This is a genomic window from Sporichthyaceae bacterium (assembly GCA_036269075.1).
GTDB lineage: Bacteria > Actinomycetota > Actinomycetes > Sporichthyales > Sporichthyaceae > DASQPJ01.
Genome location: DATASX010000074.1, coordinates 1 through 16,062, shown reverse-complemented (window position 1 = coordinate 16,062; position 16,062 = coordinate 1). Strand labels below are relative to the sequence as shown.

The following is a 16,062-nucleotide window of genomic DNA, read 5'->3' as shown; positions in this document are numbered from 1 at the left end:
GGCGCGAGCTACCCGTCCACCACCGCGAGTGAGGTTTGCACCAGGTGCTCGGCCAGGAACCACACCTGCGCCTCGTGCTCGCGGAGTACCTGCCCGGTCAACAGGTCCGCTGTGCGGTCATCGTGTACGGCGGACGTCCGATCGACGGTCCTGCGCACCTTGGTGATCACCGTCTCGTGACAGTCGAGCAGTCGGGACAACATCACGGGCACCTCCTCGACGCCGGCCGGCGGGCGCGGCAGCGCGGTCAGCTCCACGACGTGCCACGGATCCCCGACCGCCACGCCGCCCAATACCTGCACCCGCTCGGCGAGCGCGTCGATCAACTCCAGTTGTGCGCGGGCGTGCTCGTCCAAGAGCAGGTGCAAGGAGTAGAAGGTGGGATCCCGCATCAACCGGTGGTGCTTCTTGTAGAGGCCGTAAAGAATCTGGCTGTCCGCCAGAATTTGGTTGAGCAGCGCCACCGACTGCAGCCGGACGTCGTGGCCGAGTGCGCTCGGGAGCAGTGGCAGATGCCTGTACTCCTGGGTCACCAGGCCCTGCTGGTGCAGGCGCGGCTGCGAGTCGGGTGGGCGTGAGGTCGAGTTTCGGGCGTCCGTGCTCATCGGATTGCCTCCTTCGCGGCGGGACGGTTGGAGGCCCCACTCTGCGGCGATCCACCCCGCCGACACTCCCGCCCGGAAGCACGGAAACTCGCGCGGATTCCGGCCCGGTGTGCCCGGCCGGCACCATCCGGTCTCGCCGCGGACAGGTTTACCCCGGAGAGAAATGATTGACGTATGGCAGCGCGGGGTACGCGAGACCTAGGATGACGGGGGAAGATCACCTCGCGCGTCTGGTCGGCGAAATGGAGCTCGCGTTGAGCGAGACATCGGCTTCGACGCGGTGGTGGACTACGAGGCCGGGCTGAACCGAGTGATCCCGAATCTGGCTCAGGTGCCCGGGCCGCCGCTGCAGCGCAGTGTCGCGCGCGATCAACTGTCCAGCTTCCACGCCCTGCTCGTGCTCTCCATGGTGATGACCCGCAGCGGCGACGAGGAGGAGATCCTCCGTCTGGCCACCACCGCCGTACCGTCACTGGCGCCGGTGCGGCCCATCGCCCTGTGGCTGGACGCCGGGTGGCGCGCGATCGGCGAGCTCGCCACGCCCGAGCATCCCGGCGCGATATCCGTCCAGCTGCCCGCGTTGCCCGAGGGCGGCGGCGAGGTGGCGCTCGGCCAAGGCTGGGGCTGGTCCTATCAGCTGACCACCTTGGGCGGGGCGCTGGGCTACCTGATCGTCGCGGCGCCGACCGCGCCGGGTGCGCACCAGCAGTTCCTGCTCGGAGCGTTGGCCCAACACACCGGGGTGGCCCTGGCCAACGTCCGCTCGCACGCCCGGGAGCGGGCGGTGACCGAAGAACTGCGGCTGGCCAACCAGGCCCTGCGGCGCAGTACCCAGATCCACGAACGGTTGACCGCGGTGGCCGCGGCCGGGGAGGGGCAGGCCGGGATCGCTCGCGCGGTGCACGAGCTGACCGACCGGGCGGTGGCCATCGAGGACCGGCACGGAAACCTGATCACCTGGGCGGGACCCGCGACGCCCGACCCGTACCCCAAGGCTGCCCCGGCTGCGCGGGAGGCGCTGCTGCGCCGCGTCGGTGAGGCCGGGCACCCGCTGCGCGCGGACGGCCGGCTCGTCGCGCTCGCCGAACCCGGAGAGGAGATCCTCGGGGTGATCGCGCTGGTCGACCCGGGCGGCACTGCCCGGGAGTCGGACCTGGTTGCGCTCGAGCACGGGGCCACCGTGTTGGCCATGGAACTGGCTCATGTGCGGACCCGTGCCGAGACTGCCCTGCGTCTGCGCCGGGACTTGGTCGAGGAGCTGTTGGCCGGGATCGACGCCGAGCACTCGCGGACGAGGGCCCGGATCCTGGACTACGACCTGGACCGACCCCACCGGGTCCTGGTCGTGGAGTGCAGCACCCTTGGTCATCGCCCTTCCCCGCAGCCTCCGGATACCGACGGTTCCCACTTCCACGCGGTGCGCCGGGCGGCGCGTGCGTGCGGCGCGGGCAGTCTGCTGGCCTCGCGGGGTCCCGCGGTGATCGTGTTGGCCGACGGGGAGACCGACTGGGAACGTCTGCGGGACGCGGTATTGCGGGAACTCCGCCCGCACAGTGCCTGTCGCATCGGGGTCGGGGGCACGTGCCACGCGCCCGAGGATTTCCCGCGGTCCTTGCACCAGGCCCAGATGGCACTGCGCATGCAGAGGCTCGCCCGGGCCCCCGGTCAGGCGACGACCTTCGACGGCCTCGGTGTGTACCGCATGTTGGCCGAGCTGCCGGAGGAGGGCACGGTCGAGAGCTACGTCCGAGAGTGGTTGGGCCGGTTGCTGGACTACGACGAGCGCAAGGGTTCCACGCTGGTGGAGACGCTGTCGGTATACCTGGAGTGCGGCGGGAACTACGACGCCACCGGCAAGGCGCTGTCGCTGCACCGCAGCACACTGCGCTACCGGCTGCAGCGACTGCGCGAGTTGTCCGGCCACGACTTCAGTGACCCCGACGTGCGGTTCAACCTCCAACTGGCCACCCGCGCCTGGAGCACCGTCCGCGCCCTGCAGCGAGACTGAATGCTGTTGGAGGACCTGCGTACCGGAGACACCCGCCGGTGGCCGGCCCGCGCGGCCGGTCGTAGCCGCAGGCCGATCCCATGTGCGATCCGCCGGCCCCACGCCCCTCGGCAACCAGATATGCCGGACGAGCCGGGTCAAACCAGGACCCTTGGATAACCCCCGTCAAGTACCGGGGCAGCCACTCCTGTCGCAGACTCGACAGCATCACGACCGACGACCCGAGCGGGAGGCCAACAGGATCACGCCAAACCAGGACGCGAATTAGGTCGCGAACACCCGTGGACCGCCGTCGGGCGCTGTCGCGCGCTGGACCGGACGAGATCGCGCCCCTGACCCGTCGATGCAGGTCAGGGGCGGTTTTCGCAGCTGGTGGCAGGTCCAGGATTCGAACCTGGGAAGCTTTCCGACGGATTTACAGGACGCTCCCACAGGCCCGATGACCTGCGATTCTCCAACTCCACAAGGCTTTTCGACGTGAATGGGACGCGGCTGCTCGTTGACCACCGGCGTTGGCCGGACAGGGCAGCACTGCTCGGGCGCTACTGCACCCAGCAGTGGCGCCGCGACCACGCAGAAACCCGCTCCCTCCTCAGCCGATCGCCGATCGCCGGTCGCCGGTCGCAGGCTCCCCGCACGTGGCGTAGGCCACGCCTGCTCGCGGACGATCAGGGCGAGGATCCGTTTCGACACCGATGGTCCAGCCACAGCGCCGCGCCACCCAGGGCTAGCAGGACGCGTCGCATCTTCTTGGCTCGCACGTCCGTGCGGTCGTGGCTGATCAAGATCGCGTCGTCGCGGGTACGCAGCACGAACTGGCCGTTGAAGACCGACTGCGCGAGGTAGCGAGCTTGCTCGGGAGCCGCGTAGGTGGCCAGGAAGACCTCGTTCGCCATGCGCAACAGTTCCTGGCCGGCGACCATCTGCTGAGCTTGTTCCCGCAGGATCGTTCCCATGACGTCGCGGAACACATCAAGAGGTGTCAGCTCCGGGGCGATCCTCCGCAGCGTGCCTTCCATGTTGGCCGATGCCTTGCCGAACAGGGCGATGGCCGGGTTTCACGGCAATGGAGCGCTTGGAGCAGAAGACGATGAACTGGTTGAAGTTGTTTCCGAACTCCATGTCCTGCAGGGACATGCTCGCAACCGACGGGACCCAGCGGGCCATGTCGCTGAGGAACCCGGGGACGTCCGAGCGGGTCGTTGCGGTCGGGCCGGTGCGGTCCAAGGAGCTCGTTGTGCCTGGCGTCGGCCTGCGGGCACCGCCGGGCGGGCGGGCCTTGACAGCGCAAGGGCGCCCGGCTGATGGTGCCGCCGGGGCTGGGCATACGGGTCCGACCGGTCGGACGGCCGCAGGCGCCCGCACCTGGCTCGGTGGTCCGGTCGGGCAGACTGCGGTCGGCCTGGTCCTGGCTGCGGCGGCCGGGCCGGTGCTGAACGGGGGGTCGGCGCGGGCCGACGAGGTCCCTGGGCCCTCCGCGCCGCCCGGGGCTGTCCGATCGGCCACGTGTGCGTCTGGGACGGCCCGAACTGGACCGGTCGAGTCCAGATCCTGCGGGCCGATGTCGTCGGTGTCGACCGGTTGCATCCCGGTCCGTGGACGGCCACCGCCTTCGACGTCCGCTCGCTGTACGTGGCCCTGGATTCCGCCACTGCAGAGGTTTTTCGGCAACGAGGTGTGCCGCTTCGACCGGCGCTCCCCCCTCGTGTCCGCCACCTCGCCGCAGTCCGCGGGATCACCGACATCCGAACGGGTTCGCCGATGCGCAGGACGAGGGCTGGACCGTTTGCGAGGCTGCGGACGGCGGGCCGGCTCTGGAGGCGGTCGCCGGCGGGGCACCCGACGCGATGATCGTCGATCTGATGCTGGGGTCCATGGACGGTTTCACCTGCATCCGCGAGGTCCGCAGGATCAGCGACGTCCCGATCATCGTGGTCAGCGCCCGCATCGACACCCACGACATCGTCGCCGGCTTGGAGGCGGGCGCCGACGACTACGTCACCAAGCCCTTCCAGATCAAGGAGATCAGCGCCCGCCTGCGCGCGCTGCGTCGGCGCTCGACGATGTCGCGGATGACCGACGAGCCCGCCGGTGGCGAGATCGTGCTGGACCGCTCGCGCGACCTCGTGCTGTCGGCCGCGGCCGGGTCGGTCCGGCTCGGCCGCACGGGGCTGGCCCTCACGCTGACCGAGTTCCAACTGCTGGCCGAACTGGCCGTCCACCCGGGCATGGTGCTCAGCCGGGCCGCGCTGCTGGAACGGATCTGGGACCACAGCTTCGACGGTGACGACCGCCTGGTCGATGCCCACATCCGCCGGCTGCGGACCAAGGTTGAGGCGGACCCGCCCGATCCCCGACTGGTGATCACTGTCCGCGGCATGGGCTACCGGCTCGACCTGCAATGAGACTGCCGGCCCGTCGGGCGCGGCCGCGTGGGCTGCGGGGTCGGATGGCGTTGGTCTTCGGGACAGGCGCGCTGCTGATCTCCGGTTCGCCGGCGGGCAGCGCTTTCCTCGTCGCGCGGGCCTACCTCTACCGGCAGCAGGAGCAGTCCGCGGCCCGGTCCACCGGCATCGACGCCGTGTTCGTCGCCGACCGGCTGCGCAGCGCCACCGTGCAGGTGCCGGAGGTGTTGGCGGTGGTCGCCCCACAGGAGGGCGGGAAACTCCTGCTGTCGCGTGAGGGCCGTTGGTACGGCTCGGCGTCCACGGCCGCGCCCAGCGAGTTGCCCACGGCTCTTGTCACGCAGGTCCGAACCGGCCGGACCGCGGAGGTCGTCGTGACCCGCTCCGGTGAGCCGACGGTGATCAGCGGGACGCCGATGCCCGGCGGCGGCGAGCTGTTCCGGATCGCACCCCTGCGTGACCTGCAGGAGACGATCCGCATCCTGGAGCTGGTCCTGGGCGGCGGGCGGTGGTCGCATCCGCGGGCGGGATCGTGATCGGCAACTGGGCCAGCCAGCGCCTCGTGCAGCCGCTCAATCAGATCGCCTCGGCGGTGACCAGCCTGGCCGAAGGACGCTTCGAGACCCGGCTGAGCCCCACCGAGGACGCCGACCTGGACCGTATCGTCGAGGCCTTCAACACCATGGCCTCCGCGCTGAAGCAACGGATCGACCGCGACGCCCGCTTCGCCGCGGACGTCAGCCATGAGCTGCGCTCGCCGCTGACCACGCTGGTCGCCGCGGTCGACGTGCTGAGCCATCGGCGCCCGGAGCTGTCCGAGCGGGCCCAGCGCGCTGGACCTGATAACCGCTGAACTGGGCCGGTTCCGGGCCTTCCTCGACGGTCTGCTCGCCCTGGCCCGGGCCGAGGCGGCCTGAACTGCGAGCAGTTGACCCCGGTCTCGGTCGGCGAGATCGTGGCGCACGCCGCGCGCCGGGCCGGTTGCGATCTGCCCGTCGCCCGACCCGCGCAGGCCGACCTGGTCCTCGGTGACCCCATGCTGCTCGAGCGGGCATGCTTCAACATCGCCGACAACGCCAACCGCCACGCCGGTGGCCTGGCCGCGGTCGCCGTCGAGGTCAGCGACGGTCGTGTCCTGGCCCGCCTCGACGACCGCGGCCCAGGAATCCCCACCGCCGAACGCTCGCGGATCTTCGAGCGCTTCGCCACGCACCGCGCCGGTGGCTCCTCCTCCGGTACCGGCCTGGGCCTGGCCCTGGTCGCCGAGGCCGTCACCACCCATGGGGGGACGGTCCAGTACACCGACGCGGACAGCACTGGCGCCCGCTTCGTCATCGACCTGCCTGCTTGGCGGGGAAGCTGAGTCGACCCGTCCTGTGCACGCCGACCGTGGGTGCGGAGCACCGCTCGACCCGGCCCGGTCGGGGAAGCATCCCGTGTGAGAGCACTGACTTGGCAAGGAAGGTAGAGACGTTCGCGTTGCGAGGTCCTGGACCGCGGATCCAGGAGCCGACCGACGCGGTCATCCGGGTGACCTCGACGGCCATCTGCGGGTCCGATGTGCACCTCTACGAGGTGCTCGGCCCGTGGACACATCCGCGGGAGGACCCGGCCCGACGCACCGCTTCCTGACGTGGCGTCAGATCAGCCTGAGGTCCAGTCCTCCCTGCGGGACGCGCGGCCTCCGAGTCCGCCCCCGTTGCCCCCGACCGTTCCCTCGGCGGCGGACGACGTCCTGCGTCTGACCGAGGTCGCGTCGGCTCTGCCGGATCGGGCCGCCGGTCGGCCGGCGCACCCGGCGCATCGCGCCGGCGAACAGCCTCCAACCGCGCAGGTGGCCCGGCGGGTCCTCGGCGCCGGACGCGGCGAAGGTCTCGGAGCACGGCGTACCGGCGGGTGCGGGCGTTCGAGTTGGCAGTGGCGAGGAAAGGGGGTCCCCGTCCGTTCTCCTGCGGTGCGCGCTGTGGTCGGGAACGCCACCGACCGGGGTGATCAAGCCCGCGACGGTTTCGACCGGTGGAAGTTCGGGTGGGGCCGGACGGCTGCTGTCCACGCGTCCGGCCCCGGGACCGGACGCGGCCGGCCGATTGGCCGCGGCCCGGTCGACGGTGGCGTCCTGCCATGCGGCCACCGCTGTCCGGTTGTCGGCCTCTGTACCCCGACGACCGGCCCTGCTACCCGCGCTTCCTCGACGGTGCCGGAACGAAGCGATCCAACCATTCAGTTGGCTATCTCTCGTACACCACTGGAAGCCTTTCTTCACGAATACCGGTTTATGGTACGGCGCGAGGCGAGCTGTGCCGACGTTCCAGTTGGTTCGCCGGTGATTGTTCGGGTCAGGGTTCGACGGGGGTGGGTCGGTCACGGTGGTCGAGTCGGCGTGGGGAGGGGTCGGGTCGGTCGAGGTCGACCGGTTGTTCCGGGTGACCGATTCGGTGTGCGCGCAGGCCGGGCGTGTGGGTCCGGCCGCCGGTGTGGCGGTGCGGTTGCTGGGTCGCGTCCGGCGGGTCGTGGGGGCGGCGCCGGTGCTGGAGGAGGTGGAGGTCTTCGGGAACCTGCTCGCCGAGCAGTGCGACCGACTGCAGTCCCGACTGCGACAAGGGCCTCGGGTCCTGGCCGAACGCGGGCGGTGCAGCGTGCTTGTGGCCGACCTGCATCGTGAGCAGCGGTGGCCGGTCTTCCGCGCCACCGCGGCATCCCGGTACGGCCTGGCGGCCGTCCACGTCGAGCCGTTGATGTTCCGCGGCGGGCCGGCGATCGGCTCGCTGGCCTGGTACACCGACCGCCCGTCGGGCTTCAGCAGCCCGGCTGCCCTCGCACGCCGGCGCGAGTACGCAGCGCAGGTCACCGTACGCCTGCTCGCCACGTGGCCCGTAGGCCCCGCCGGCCGACGACCACCGCGATGACGGACCGCGATCCGCGACCTGCCCCATGCTGAGCCGTCGCCGACGCCGATCGGAACTGATGCAGCCTCAGAATGAATCCCCCGTGACTCCGCGGACCCGGCGGTCGCTCAGGGCCGGGTCCGGCCCGGGCCGGCACTACCCCTGCGACCGGTCGCACTTGTCGAGGCCGGGCGTCGGACACGCCCGGAAAGCGTTGTGACGATTGACTTTCACCGCACCGGTGCAGACGATTACAGGCATGCGGGGGCATGGATGGAGCCGGGGCTTTCCTCGGGCGGACCGGTCGGGACCCGGTATCGAATCTGCGATTCATCGACGGGACCCGATTTCGCCAACCGGTCAGCGACCTACGATCGCCGCGCCGGGCTCCACCGGTCCGAACATCGACGGCGGCGGTCGAGTCGCTCCGGGATGCGCCCGGCGGGCGGCCCTCCGGCACCCGGAGGGCGCAGAGAAGTCGCACGGCCCGGGCGGCGGCGTCGCCCGCTCGCGGCCGCGTGAGAGTTCTTGGCCACCGGTTCGGTGTCCGAGCCGATTCGACCGGTGAGGCTGGACGGACCAGGGGTGCCCGGGCGAGCACTCGCCCGGAACCGTCGATCCGGCCGGGTACCGGTCGGGCGCTGAACCGGGTTTGTGTCAGGGGGCAGGAGGAACTCGATGTCGATGTGGACCTCGGCGCAACCGCGCCTGCTGGAGCGCGCGGGTGGCGACCTCGACGGGGCCGGTTCGTGCCCGCGGTGCGGCACCGACCTGCAGTTGCACGCGGTGATCGTGGACGGCGTGGTACAGGTGTGCGACCGATGCCTGCACGAGGTGCCGTCCCCGCGGCTCGCGTGGCCCACCAGCGGGGGCCCGGTCGTGGTCCAGGCCGTGTGGGGCGGGGTGGTACTGGCCGACTCCTCGCAGACCGTGCACCTGGCAGGCGTCGCGTACTTCCCGCCCGGGCAGGTGCAGATGCAACATCTGGACGCCTCCGGGCGCGCACGGGTCGACCTGTCCCGCGGCGAGGCACACCTGTTCGACGTCCTCGTCGCCGGTCGACGGTGCGTGGACGCGGCGTGGCACTGGCCGCGCCCCTCGCCCCTGGCGACACATTTGCCCTACTGGATCGGATTCGGATCCGCGATCATGCTCACCGCTCGACCGGCCCGTCCCTGCCCCGATCGGCGCCCCGGAATTATCTGACGATGCGTCAGTTACTTCGCCTCGATGGCCCGGCGGGTAGGCGTAACCGACCCAGCGTCAGGACGTAGGGCCTCACGATCGTTGCCCGGGCCCAGCCGGGCGAGGGTGATGGCGTGCCGGCCGTAGCGGGCGGTGTCGGTGTCGTCGATGTGCAGGTGCCGCTGCGCGGCAGCGCTACCGGTGCGTGGAGACGTTGTCGTGGCCCTCGGACACGGACCGTGTCGCCACCGGCCGGTCGGGCGTAGTCGAGGGGCCAGGGCGGCTCGCGCCTCAACCGGTGGCGGCTTCCTTGCGGGCACGGCCGGGTTTGCTTCCGCGCAGAGGGGCGGCCGCCTCGTGCAAGGCGGTGCGCAGCTGGTCGATCTCGGTCTGCAGGCGGCGGTTCTCGGCCTCGAGCAGGAACACCTGTGCGATGCCGGCCAGGTTGAGTCCTCCGCCGAGCAGGGTGCTGATGCGGTCGACGACCTGCAGGTCGTGGTTGCTGTAGCGGCGGGTGCCGCCGGCGCTGCGGTGCGGCTCGATCAGCCGCCGTGCCTCGTAGGCACGCAGCATCTGGGCGTCCACGCCGGTAAGTTCGGCGGCGACGGAGATTCCGTACACCGGGCTGTGCTGCCCGATCTCCACTGTCTCTCCTACTGTCGGGTCCGGTCCCGGCCTCCAGGACCAGGTTCCTGTTCCACAGATGGTACTTGACATCCTGCCCACTGCCAACGTAAATCTATGTCTGTCAGAACAGATGAGTGCCCGAAGGGCACTGGGACAGCTTCTTTGACGGGGAGGCCACGATGTTGATGCGTACCGATTCCTTCCGTGACCTGGACCGGGTGGCCCAGCAGTTGCTCGGCGCCGGTGGGCCGCTGGGTACCTGGTCACGCCCGAACCCGATGCCCATGGACGCCTACCGGTCCGGGGACAGCTTCGTGGTCCGCTTCGATCTGCCGGGCGTGAGTGCCGAGGCGATCGAACTGGACGTGGAGCGCAACGTGCTCACGGTCAAGGCCGAACGACGACCCGGGCCGGAGACGGCCGAGGGTGTGGAGATGCAGGTCGCCGAACGCACCCACGGCGTCTTCTCGCGCCAGTTGTTCCTCGGCGACACCCTCGACACGACCAACATCGCCGCGGACTACCGCGACGGGGTGCTCACCCTGCACATCCCGGTGGCCGAGAAGGCCAAGCCTCGGCGGATCGCAATCAACGTCCAACCGGTCCTGCAGAGCACGCAGGTCGACGGCTGAACCCCAGAACCCCCCAGGTGCCCCGTCGCGGGTTCCGAGGGGAGCCCGGGCGCCCGGCGGCCGGCCGGGTCGCCCGGGATCTGACGGTTGACGGGACGGTGATCGAGGTGGACAACGCGATTCGGGAGCAGGACGCATTCCTGGACATCGTCTGCAACGACCCGGACCTGCTCGACGCCGAGTTCGAGGCGATCGTCGCCGGGTGGCGACACGAGCCGCCCGTACCCCCTTCGCGCTCGCCTCGGCCGCACCGCCGGGAGGAGCGTCCGAGCCGCAGGGCGCCCTGCGCCCGGCTGCCGCGGCGGCCGCGAGGCCCCTCGCCAGGGCGCCCGCACACGCGGCAGCGCGGTCCCCCGGGGGCGGGGGCGGTGCGGCAGCACCGCTGCAGGTGTCGGTGTCGGGGTGGACCCCGCAGGGCGAAGGAGGTGGGATCCGGGGCGCGACGGGCGACAGGGACGGGCCGGTGCGGCAGCCGGGGCCACGACCGGAACAGTTTCGGCACTCGCTCACGAGTTGCCACCGCCGTTCGCGGGGCTGTACCGGTCGGGCACAACCCCCGCACCGGCCCGCCCCGTCATCACCAGGGTCTGCCTTCGCCCCGGCGACAGAGTCCGGCACCAGCGGTTCTCCCCTTCGGTCCGCGGCCGGCCAGGCCAACCTCGGGTAGGTGCCGCCCCGGCTCGGTGGTCTCGACGCCGGGCTCGGCCTGCTCCTGATCGCACCGGCGGCGTGGGCCGGCAACCTCGACCGGGCTCCTGGCCTTCATCAGCACCCCGGGATCTCCAGCGAGCCCGGTCGAAGCTGCTCGTCGAACACCGCCACGCAGGACGGGCCAGGGAGCTGCTGGAGACGCAACGGCACCGGCGCAGCCCGGACGGCAGCCGCCCGAGATACCCCGGCAGCGACCAACGGGGCCGGCTCCAGGCTCACTGCCGAACTTGCCTGCCCACGCGACATCGAAGTAAATCTATGCTGTACAACATAGATAAATGATCGACGGCCCGCGCGGGGCGGACTCGACGTCCGGTGATCGACATTTCAGCGGAGCTCCTCGTGAACAGCGCAACGACGAATCGCCGGCGGTGGTCCGGTTCCCCCACACCCGAGGGTCCGGACCCGGATGTGGTGCGAGCACTGGATCGTGCCTGCCGCGACCTGAACGCGGACGAATGCGAGCGACGGGCGCTGTTCCGGGCCGCGATCCTCGCCTCCGGGCTGCGCCGCCAACCCCGCGGCCCTGCCTGTGGCCGGGCCGGGCCGTTCGCCCAGGACGAGTCCTGGGGCAAGGCCGCAGCCCGCAGGGACCCCTACGTCTCGGCCTCGGTCTTCCTCGAGGAAGCCTGGCGACTGCGCCCTGGGCCAGGCGAAACAGCGAGACTGGCCGATCGCGTGCAGCGTCGAGGCCGGCCTTGCGATACCTGCTCGCGGCCGGCCAGGCGCGCCGCATCATCAGCACGCTCGACACCACTCCCGCTTGCCCGACCATCGCCGGCCGGAGCCAACCCGTGCCCGCCGCGTCGGCCACCGAGGCCTGACACCACTTTCCATCCACCCGCAGGAAGGAGATTCGTTCATGCGTCCCGTCGCAGTCACCGTTGCCGGTGCTCTGCTGAGCGGAACACGGGCCCTGCCCAACCCCCGCCGGCCGCCGCGCCGACTCCGCCCGCCGGAGGACCCGGACCGGCGGTGAGCTGCCCGCAGTTGGCGAAACGGCCAAGGACGTCCCGACTGTCCGCGCCGCCAGAACCAGTTGCCGTCGACAGAGCTCGTCGTCGTGCGGCCGCGTCCAGCGATCGAGATATCGGTGAGGCGGGCAGCGAGAACCCACCCGGCCACCTCGGGTCCGTCGGTTACTTCTTCGCCGCGGTGGCCTCGCCGCCTTTTCGTCCGGCCTTCTTCTTCTGCGCGGTCGTTCCGCCCTGTTGCGACGACCCGTCGGATCCGGACTTCTTGCCCCCGTTGTGTGAAGCGTCCGGTGAGTTCGCGATCTTCGCGGCGCGTTCCTTCGACATGCCCTTGTCCTTCAACGCCTCGTACTGCTTCTCGTTCTTGACGGCCACGGTCTCTCCGATCCACGAGGGGAAACAGGTCTTTCCTACCCAGCCCGGCGCCACCGCAACTGTCGGGTCGTCAAGCTTCCCGACCAAGGTCACGCCGGCCTGTCACCGGCGTACAGGACCCCGGGACGCTGCTTTGCAGCTCGGGGGTTGCCGCTCGGGCTCAGCGCAACTGCGGTGCAGAGGCAGGCCCGGGTCAGCCGGGCAGCAGGACGGACGAGATCAGGTCCAGCGGTGCTGGACCTGGGCCGGGGTCATCGGCTGCCGGCTTTGGCGGCGGCAGCCGGATGGCCGCCGTGGCTGATCACAGCCTGCGGCTCCCGGAGAGCAACGCACAAGTCAACGGGATCAGCGCGCTCAAGAACTGAGGGACCCGCTCGTTACCGTTCACTATTATTTCACCGGGGCCCTCGTCGAGGCAGATCTTCACTTCTATCGAATTCCGCGAAGACCACGGCTCCCTGAAACGCGTCGTCACCTACCGAATGCGAAAGTCCCGGCCTCTAGTACACGGCCAACCTCGACGTGCTCGGTGGACGGATGGCTGCCCGGCACGCTGAACTGGTCGGGCTCCGCGACGGTGCGCAGCCGTGGAAACATGCCGACCTCCTGTCGATTGATGTGACCGGCGATCAGCGTGAACAGTTGGGCCACGGCCGGGGTCGAACCGGTTGTCGGCGGGGTCGGACTCGGCGAGGGCCTGCATCTCGGCCTCGAGGCGACTGCGGTGCGCCGCCTCGCACTCGACCAAGGTGTCCGCGCCCGGCAAAGGCAGGCCGATCAGCGGCAGCAGGAACCGCTCCTCCACGGCCAAGTGGCGGCGCAGCTCTGTGATCAGGTCGGCAGCCAGATGCCCGCGGTGGTAAATGTTCGCCGAGCAAGTCCCGGCATCGGAGCCGAGTTCGTCGAACAGCTACCGCAACCGCCGGTGACCGGCCCGCGGAACGTCGATGCCGTCACTCACGACTGTCTCCACAATCTTGACTCGGGCTCGGTTCCGGGCTGCCCGACCGCCGGTGTGAACCCCGTCGCCCTGGCCCGGCTCCACCGGAGCGGCGAACCCCTGCGCGGAGGGGGTGTGGTCAGCCTGCGGAGAATGCCTCGAGCAGTGCGGCGTTGAACGCCTCGAGGTCTTGCGGCTTGCGCGAGGAGACCAGCAGGTTCGGGCCGGCACTGCAAGTGACGACCTGTTCGTCGACCCAGGTCGCACCGGCGTTGCGCAGGTCGGTGCCCACGCTGGGCCAACTGGTCAGGGTCCGTCCCCGTACCACGTCGGCCTCGACCAACGTCCACGGGCCGTGGCAGATCACCGCAACCGGCTTGCCGGCCTCGAAGAACTCACGCACGAACCGCACCGCGGCGGGCACGGTACGCAGCTGGTCGGGGTTGGCCACCCCGCCGGGAAGCACCAGTGCGTCGTACCAGGCCGCCGAGGCCTCCTCGACGGGCTCGTCCACGGGGAAGGTGTCGGCGGCTTCCAGGTGGTTGAACGCCTGCACCTTCCCCGCCTCGGGCGCCACGAGCCGCGGCCGGCCGCCCGCGTCCTCGACGCACTTCCACGGCTCGACGAGCTCGACCTGCTCCACCCCCTCGTTCGCGACCAGGAACGCGATCTTCCTACCGGACAACGAATCGGTCATACCTGCTCCTGTTCCAATCGGGGCCGCCACCGGCCCGTTCGGTCATCGGTCGTCCCGTCGCCTACCCGGCCCCGGGGGCGGCGAAAGGTCCTCGCCCGCCGTTTCCGGTGGGTCCAGGGCTCAGAACAGGGGCAGAACCTCCGGCCGAGCGGCTCGAGGACTCCTCATCCGGGGCGGGATTCCAGGGCCGCGGGGCGAGGGCCACGGCTCGCGGTAGTCCCCTGCGACGGGCAGCTGGTCGTCGGGCGGGGCAGCCTGTCGGCGTGACGCCCCGTCAGACAGCTCCTCCAGCGCTTTGTGCGGCCGTGGTGGCCGACTGACTCGGGCCTCAGTCGATCGAGAGTGCCGCGACCAGTTCCCCTACCATCTGGTCGGGCAATTCGGCGCGAGCGATGTCGGCCTGCGTAATTATCCCGACCAGCCGGTGCCCGTCGATCACCGGCAACCGGCGGACCTGGTACTTCGCCATGATCGCCATGGTGGTGACGATCGGGTCGTCGGCCCCGATCGTGATCGCCTCTCCCGCAGCTAGCTCCCCGGCCCGGGTCGCGTTGGGGTCGAGGCCGGCGCCGACCACCCGCACGGCGATGTCACGGTCGGTCAGCATGCCCTTGATTCGCCCGTCAGTTCCGCAGATGGGAAGTGCCCCGACACCCAGTTCGCCCATCCGCCTCGCGGCCAGGGCCACCGAATCCTCCTCCCCGACACATTCGGCGCCGGAGGTCATGATTTCCCGTGCAGTTGTCATCACTCTTCTCCTCTGCTCGCTCGCACCTTGGTAGTGCGGGTGTTCGACGCTCGCCCCGATTAAGGTCCTCCGGCCCGAAAACGCGGCCGCGGGGCGCGGCTGGGGCCGCGGGTTGTCGGTTCGGGATCAGCCGTGGCCGTGCAGGGCGTCGCGGACGCGGTCGAGCATGGCGGCGAAGGGCCCGGCCAGCAGGTTCGCCGTGGGCGACTCCACTCCGGGGTGGGGTCGGGTCGGGGCCACCTGCTCGGCGAGTTCGACCGCCTTGCGCATGTGCTCCAACTCCGTCTCGTCCAGGCTCTGCTCGAGAACGGAGAACTCGTGCTGTTCCTCAGCGTTCGCGTGGGCCAGAACGTCGCTCTGGAATGCGCGGAAGGTGGACTCGAACTCCGCGGAATCCACGTCCATCTTCTCCAGTTCGCGCAGGACTTCCTTGGCCTTGTGCTCCTCGGCCAGCCGCTCATCCACCACAGCCTCACCGTCGGGCAGTTCCTTTCGGGCGCGCGGGTGAACGATGCGCTCCTCCGCGGTCTCATGCACGGCCAACATGCGGCGCAGCGCGGTGAACAGCTCGACCCGCCGCTCCCCGTGGGCGGCCCAGACCTGGTCGAACAGTTCCTTCACGCTTCGGTGCTGGTCCTTCAGAAACTCCACGACGTCCTGGGCGGTGTCGATCGAAGACGTAACTGCCATTTGCACTCCTCATCGGATAGGTCAACGGACAGGCGGAGGCCCGGAATGGCGATGCGGTTCCCCACCGGGGGCGTCGCGGAAACGGCACCGTGACGGCGAGTGGACGAACCAGAATCTGGGTGTGATTTCGAGGCGGGTTGCTCGGTCTGGCGACGGCTATTTCCTGGCCGCGGCGGTCGGCTTGCCACCCTTTCGGCCGGCTTCCTTCTTCTGCGCTGTCGTGCCACCCCGTGAACCGGACTTCTTCACAGCCACGGCGGGCCTCCAAGGCACTGGGTACCCCGTTGGGCTACCCCGCCCGACCGGCCCCCATGCGCCGCCCGGCCCCGCGAAAGCCGTAATTACCGCCAGTCAGGTCGACATCGGCGGGCTGCCCTGGCGACGACGGCGGTCCTACCCTGGGTCTCGCGCTGTCCGGGCACTGTTGCGGACTGACGTGTCCTGCCTGGCTGACGGACAGTCAGGTTTCGCCGGTGCGGCATCAGGGCAACCGCGCGATCAATCCCCCGGTCCCGATCAGCGCCCGAGCCGGTGGACCGCGGTGTCCAGCTTGCGGGCAGTCACCGCCAAGGAGTCCCGC

The 16,062-nt window shown here is 70.3% G+C and carries 17 protein-coding genes; 9 read left to right on the top strand and 8 right to left on the bottom strand.

Annotated elements, in window-relative coordinates; translation table 11 throughout:
• Positions 1 to 8 precede the first annotated feature (8 nt).
• On the bottom strand, positions 9 to 605 hold the full coding sequence (locus tag VHU88_12875) for a DNA starvation/stationary phase protection protein (protein ID HEX3612573.1): 597 nt from the start codon (positions 603 to 605) through the stop codon (positions 9 to 11).
• 280 nt (positions 606 to 885) lie between these two features.
• On the opposite strand from VHU88_12875, the gene VHU88_12870 reads away from it, so the two are divergent.
• Positions 886 to 2,613, top strand: coding sequence for a helix-turn-helix domain-containing protein (locus VHU88_12870; protein HEX3612572.1), 1,728 nt, complete (start codon positions 886 to 888; stop codon positions 2,611 to 2,613).
• 668 nt (positions 2,614 to 3,281) lie between these two features.
• Here the strand turns inward: VHU88_12870 and VHU88_12865 are convergent.
• On the bottom strand, positions 3,282 to 3,632 hold the full coding sequence (locus VHU88_12865; protein ID HEX3612571.1) for a hypothetical protein: 351 nt from the start codon (positions 3,630 to 3,632) through the stop codon (positions 3,282 to 3,284).
• Positions 3,633 to 4,121: 489 nt separating this feature from the next.
• Between VHU88_12865 and VHU88_12860 the strand changes: the two genes are divergently transcribed.
• The 7 genes from VHU88_12860 to VHU88_12830 all read left to right on the top strand — a co-directional run bounded on the left by VHU88_12860 (position 4,122) and on the right by VHU88_12830 (position 9,109).
• Positions 4,122 to 5,018, top strand: coding sequence for a response regulator transcription factor (locus VHU88_12860; protein ID HEX3612570.1), 897 nt, complete (start codon positions 4,122 to 4,124; stop codon positions 5,016 to 5,018).
• Positions 5,015 to 5,554: a hypothetical protein gene (locus VHU88_12855; protein ID HEX3612569.1), complete on the top strand. Its 540-nt coding sequence runs from the start codon at positions 5,015 to 5,017 to the stop codon at positions 5,552 to 5,554. Before VHU88_12860 ends, VHU88_12855 begins: the two co-directional genes overlap by 4 nt.
• Positions 5,527 to 5,871, top strand: coding sequence for a HAMP domain-containing protein (locus tag VHU88_12850; protein HEX3612568.1), 345 nt, complete (start codon positions 5,527 to 5,529; stop codon positions 5,869 to 5,871). Before VHU88_12855 ends, VHU88_12850 begins: the two co-directional genes overlap by 28 nt.
• Before the next feature lie 75 nt (positions 5,872 to 5,946).
• A complete protein-coding gene (locus tag VHU88_12845; GenBank protein HEX3612567.1) occupies positions 5,947 to 6,381 on the top strand; it encodes an ATP-binding protein in 435 nt (144 codons plus the stop codon).
• A gap of 89 nt (positions 6,382 to 6,470) precedes the next feature.
• Complete coding sequence (locus tag VHU88_12840; GenBank protein ID HEX3612566.1) at positions 6,471 to 6,650, top strand: alanine acetyltransferase; 180 nt, start codon at positions 6,471 to 6,473, stop codon at positions 6,648 to 6,650.
• Positions 6,651 to 7,384: 734 nt separating this feature from the next.
• Entirely contained in the window at positions 7,385 to 7,924 is a 540-nt protein-coding gene (locus tag VHU88_12835) for a hypothetical protein (protein ID HEX3612565.1), read from the top strand.
• Positions 7,925 to 8,581: 657 nt separating this feature from the next.
• Positions 8,582 to 9,109 (top strand): DUF427 domain-containing protein, encoded by a 528-nt coding sequence (locus VHU88_12830; protein HEX3612564.1) that lies wholly within the window; start codon positions 8,582 to 8,584, stop codon positions 9,107 to 9,109.
• A gap of 270 nt (positions 9,110 to 9,379) precedes the next feature.
• Here VHU88_12830 and VHU88_12825 read toward each other — a convergent pair whose 3' ends face one another.
• Complete coding sequence (locus tag VHU88_12825) at positions 9,380 to 9,733, bottom strand: MerR family transcriptional regulator (GenBank protein HEX3612563.1); 354 nt, start codon at positions 9,731 to 9,733, stop codon at positions 9,380 to 9,382.
• A gap of 161 nt (positions 9,734 to 9,894) precedes the next feature.
• On the opposite strand from VHU88_12825, the gene VHU88_12820 reads away from it, so the two are divergent.
• Positions 9,895 to 10,347: an Hsp20/alpha crystallin family protein gene (locus tag VHU88_12820; protein ID HEX3612562.1), complete on the top strand. Its 453-nt coding sequence runs from the start codon at positions 9,895 to 9,897 to the stop codon at positions 10,345 to 10,347.
• Positions 10,348 to 11,112: 765 nt separating this feature from the next.
• Here the strand turns inward: VHU88_12820 and VHU88_12815 are convergent.
• The 5 genes from VHU88_12815 to VHU88_12795 form a co-directional block, all read right to left on the bottom strand.
• Positions 11,113 to 11,304 carry a hypothetical protein gene (locus VHU88_12815; protein ID HEX3612561.1) on the bottom strand — a complete coding sequence of 64 codons (192 nt, stop codon included), beginning with the start codon at positions 11,302 to 11,304 and terminating at the stop codon, positions 11,113 to 11,115.
• Positions 11,305 to 12,197: 893 nt separating this feature from the next.
• Positions 12,198 to 12,500, bottom strand: coding sequence for a hypothetical protein (locus tag VHU88_12810; GenBank protein HEX3612560.1), 303 nt, complete (start codon positions 12,498 to 12,500; stop codon positions 12,198 to 12,200).
• 986 nt (positions 12,501 to 13,486) lie between these two features.
• Positions 13,487 to 14,044, bottom strand: coding sequence for a type 1 glutamine amidotransferase domain-containing protein (locus VHU88_12805; protein ID HEX3612559.1), 558 nt, complete (start codon positions 14,042 to 14,044; stop codon positions 13,487 to 13,489).
• Between the two features lie 328 nt (positions 14,045 to 14,372).
• Complete coding sequence (locus tag VHU88_12800; GenBank protein HEX3612558.1) at positions 14,373 to 14,792, bottom strand: CBS domain-containing protein; 420 nt, start codon at positions 14,790 to 14,792, stop codon at positions 14,373 to 14,375.
• A gap of 126 nt (positions 14,793 to 14,918) precedes the next feature.
• On the bottom strand, positions 14,919 to 15,482 hold the full coding sequence (locus tag VHU88_12795; GenBank protein ID HEX3612557.1) for a hemerythrin domain-containing protein: 564 nt from the start codon (positions 15,480 to 15,482) through the stop codon (positions 14,919 to 14,921).
• Between the last annotated feature and the right edge of the window lie 580 nt (positions 15,483 to 16,062).

Bases quoted from the DNA above. Each gene is read 5' to 3' on its own strand.
- VHU88_12875 (HEX3612573.1), bottom strand. From the start codon at position 605: ATGAGCACGGACGCCCGAAACTCGACCTCACGCCCACCCGACTCGCAG.
- VHU88_12865 (HEX3612571.1), bottom strand. From the start codon at position 3,632: ATGGAAGGCACGCTGCGGAGGATCGCCCCGGAGCTGACACCTCTTGAT.
- VHU88_12855 (HEX3612569.1), top strand. From the start codon at position 5,015: ATGAGACTGCCGGCCCGTCGGGCGCGGCCGCGTGGGCTGCGGGGTCGG.
- VHU88_12830 (HEX3612564.1), top strand. From the start codon at position 8,582: ATGTCGATGTGGACCTCGGCGCAACCGCGCCTGCTGGAGCGCGCGGGT.
- VHU88_12820 (HEX3612562.1), top strand. From the start codon at position 9,895: ATGTTGATGCGTACCGATTCCTTCCGTGACCTGGACCGGGTGGCCCAG.
- VHU88_12815 (HEX3612561.1), bottom strand. From the start codon at position 11,304: ATGTCGCGTGGGCAGGCAAGTTCGGCAGTGAGCCTGGAGCCGGCCCCG.
- VHU88_12805 (HEX3612559.1), bottom strand. From the start codon at position 14,044: ATGACCGATTCGTTGTCCGGTAGGAAGATCGCGTTCCTGGTCGCGAAC.
- VHU88_12800 (HEX3612558.1), bottom strand. From the start codon at position 14,792: ATGACAACTGCACGGGAAATCATGACCTCCGGCGCCGAATGTGTCGGG.
- VHU88_12795 (HEX3612557.1), bottom strand. From the start codon at position 15,482: ATGGCAGTTACGTCTTCGATCGACACCGCCCAGGACGTCGTGGAGTTT.